We start from the raw sequence: 3,385 nt of genomic DNA, 5'->3' as shown, positions 1-3,385 counted from the left end.
CGTGTGATCCATCGTGTCTGCCCGGTGCCCTTGGGGTCCAGACTCCGCACGACCAGGTACAGCGTCTTCATCGCCGACTGCTCGTTGGGGAAGTGCCCCCGGGCCCGCACGGCCCGACGGAACCGGGCGTTGAGGGACTCGATCGCGTTGGTCGAACAGATGACCCGGCGGATCTCCACGTCGTAATCCAGGAAGGGCACGAACTCCGTCCACGCCCCGCGCCACAGCCGGCTGATCGCCGGGTACCGGGCGCCCCACTTGTCCTCCACCTCCTCCAGGGCGGCCTCCGCGGCGGCAGCGGTCGGGGCGGTGTAGACGGGCTTCAGGTCCTTGGCGAGCTCGTCCCAGTACTTCCGCGAGGCGTAGCGGAACGTGCCGCGGATCAGGTGGATGATGCACGTTTGGACGATCGCGGCCGGGAAGACCGCGTTGACGCTGTCGGGCAGGCCCTTGAGCCCGTCGCAGACCACGAAGAACACGTCCTTGACCCCGCGGGACTTCAGGTCGTTCAGGACCGCGTACCAGAACTTCGCGCTCTCCCCGTCGCCGTCCCCGGCCCACATCCCAAGGATGTCCTTGTGCCCGGCCAGGTCCACCCCGATCGCGGCGTACACGGGCCGGTTGCGGACCTGCCCGTCGCGGACCTTCACCATGATCGCGTCGATGAACACCGCCGCGTAGACCTGCTCCAGGGGCCGGGCCCACCAGGCGGTCATCTCCTCGATGACGCGGTCGGTGATCCTCGTGACGGTGTCCTTGGAGACCTCCGCGCCGTAGACCTCGCCCAGGTGGGCGCTGATTTCCCCGGTGGTCAGGCCCTTGGCCGAGAGCGAGAGAACGACCTGGTCCAGGTCCGACAGCCGCCGCTGGCGCTTCTTGACGATCACCGGCTCGAAGCTGGCTTCCCGGTCGCGGGGGACCTCGATCTCCACGGGGCCGGCGTTGTCGGTGATGACCGTCTTGGACCGTCGCCCGTTGCGCGAGTTGCCGCGGTTGCGGCCCCCGGGCTCGCCGTGCTCGTAGCCGAGGTGTTCGTTCATCTCCTCGTCCAAGGCGGCCTCGACGACCATCTTGGTCAGCTGCTTCAGCAACCCTCCCGGACCGGTCAACGCCGCCCCGTTCGCTCTAGCCTGGCGGACCAGCTCCCGGACGGTTTCCTGCTCCGCCGCAGACAGCTCCGGTGTCTCTTCCGGCTGCTCGCCGGGTGTCGGTGGGCTCACGTCCACCAGTGTCTCGATGTTCTCGCTCATGTCGACCCTCCAACCCCATTCGGGGCGATTGGGCCTCTTACACCGTTACTGCGATAGTCCCCTCCCGTGGGTTGACGACCTCTAACTCGCCATATGTAAAGCGGCAGTCCCGCCTAGCGCGCCCATGCTCTGCAATGCACGGGCGCCCTTGTAGCAGTCTCCGGAATGAGGGTTGGTAGGTGGTCGTGGGTGGGCGGCTCAGTGGCCGCGGTTGATCCACTCCTGCAGGTGCGGAGCCTCGGCCCTGATCGTGGTGGTGTCCCCGTGGCCGGGAAGCACCTCCGTGCCCTCGGGCAGGGTGAGCAGCCGGTCGCGGATGGAGTCGATGATCGTGGGGAAATCGGAGTAGGACCGACCCGTGGCACCGGGCCCGCCCTGGAAGAGGGTGTCTCCGGAGAAGACCACCCCGTGCTCGCCCAGGTCCGGGGCCCAGAAGCATACCGAGCCTGGGGAGTGGCCGGGGGTGTGCACCGCGGTGAGGCGCACCCCGCACAACGCGAAGGTGTCCCTGTCATTGATAGCCCGGTCGTAGAGGGTGGTCGGGTAGACCTGTTCCCACAGCATCGTGTCGGCTGAGTGCAGATACACCGGGGCCCGCAGGGCTTCGGCGACTTCCTTGACGGCGCCGATGTGGTCGTCGTGGCCGTGGGTGAGCAGGACTGCCACCACGGCGCGGCTCCCGACGGCTTCCACGACCGCGTCCGGGTCGTGGGCGGGGTCGATGACCAGGCACTCGTCGTCGTCACCGACGATCCACACGTTGTTCTCCACCTCCCAGGTGCCCCCGTCCAAGGAGAACGTGCCCGAGGTGACCAGCTTCTCCACGCGCACCCGCCCGGTGGTGTCTGTGGGCCCCGTGGTTGACGGTGTCCGCTCCCGGTCCTGAACCCGGACGGGCTGATGCCCGTCGATGCAGCCGGGGCTCATCGGGTCACCCCCACCGATTCCGCCTCCGCCGACTCGACCGGTGCCGTGCCGCTCGGGGTCAGGTTGATCTCCACCACAGAGCGCAGGACCTTGCCTGCCTTCATCTTCGCGAAGGCCGGTTCGACCTCGTCGATGCCGATGCGTTCGGAGACGAAGCCGTCCAGGTCCAGCCGGCCCAGGCGGTACTGGTCCACCAGCATGGGGAAGTCCCGGGTGGGCAGGGTGTCTCCGTACCAGGCGGAGGAGATGGACCCGCCGCGGCCGAAGACCTCGTCCAGTGGGATGTCCCAGGTGGTGCCCGGGGCGGGCACTCCGACCAGGACCAGCCGCCCGGCCAGATCCCGGGCCTCGAAGGCCTGCTCGAAGGTGGCGGCGATGCCCACCGCATCGATCACGACGTCGGAGCCGTGCCCGCCGGTCAGTTCCTTGATCGCCGCGATGGGGTTCTGGTTGCGGGAGTTCACCGTGTGGGTGGCCCCGAACTTCTGCGCGGTGGCCAGTTTCTCGTCGTCGAGGTCCACGGCGATGATCGTGGTGGCCCCGGCCAGGGCGGCCCCGGCGATGGCGGCGGTGCCGACGCCGCCGCAGCCGATGACGGCCACGGACTCTCCGCGCTTCACGTCGGCGGTGTTGAGGACGGCGCCGATGCCGGCCATCACTCCGCAGCCGAGCAGCCCCACGGCCGCGTACTGTTCCGGGGCGAGGTTCCCGTCGATCTTGGTGCATTGGCCGGCGGCCACCAGGGTCTTCTCGGCGAAGGCGCCGATGCCCAGGGCCGGGGTGAGCTCGGTGCCGTCGGCCAGGGTCATTTTGGTCGTGGCGTTGAGGGTGTTGAAGCAGTACCAAGGGGTGCCCTTCTGGCACGCCCGGCACTGGCCGCAGACGGCCCGCCAGTTGAGGATCACGGTGTCGCCGACGGCGAGATCGCTCACGCCCTCACCGATGGCGGCGATCACCCCGGTGGCCTCGTGGCCGAGCAGGTAGGGGAAGTCCTCCCCGACCTCTCCGGCCTGGTAGTGCTGGTCGGTTTGGCACACCCCGCAGGTGAGCACGTCCACCAGGGCCTCACCGGGCCCGGGGTCGGGCACCTGGATGGTTTCCAGGGTGGCGGGGGCGTTCTTCGCCGTGACGACGACAGCTTTGACCTCGTGCATACGGTGACTGCCTTTCGGGTGGTGACGGTGTGGTCAGGGGCTTGGCCGTGGTGG

The 3,385-nt window shown here is 68.7% G+C and carries 3 protein-coding genes; all 3 read right to left on the bottom strand.

Features of this window, described 5'->3' with window-relative positions:
* Positions 1-1,250, bottom strand: a 1,250-nt coding sequence (locus ACH9D2_RS15505; RefSeq protein ID WP_396361974.1) for an IS256 family transposase, incomplete at its 3' end; no start/stop codon positions are given.
* 198 nt (positions 1,251-1,448) lie between these two features.
* Complete coding sequence (locus ACH9D2_RS15500; RefSeq protein WP_396363717.1) at positions 1,449-2,081, bottom strand: MBL fold metallo-hydrolase; 633 nt, start codon at positions 2,079-2,081, stop codon at positions 1,449-1,451.
* 92 nt (positions 2,082-2,173) lie between these two features.
* Positions 2,174-3,331: an S-(hydroxymethyl)mycothiol dehydrogenase gene (locus ACH9D2_RS15495; protein WP_396363716.1), complete on the bottom strand. Its 1,158-nt coding sequence runs from the start codon at positions 3,329-3,331 to the stop codon at positions 2,174-2,176.
* Between the last annotated feature and the right edge of the window lie 54 nt (positions 3,332-3,385).

This window comes from Kocuria rhizosphaericola (genome assembly GCF_044462205.1).
In the GTDB taxonomy this organism is placed as follows: Bacteria; Actinomycetota; Actinomycetes; order Actinomycetales; family Micrococcaceae; genus Kocuria; species Kocuria rhizosphaericola.
This window is presented reverse-complemented; position numbering and strand designations above follow the sequence as displayed.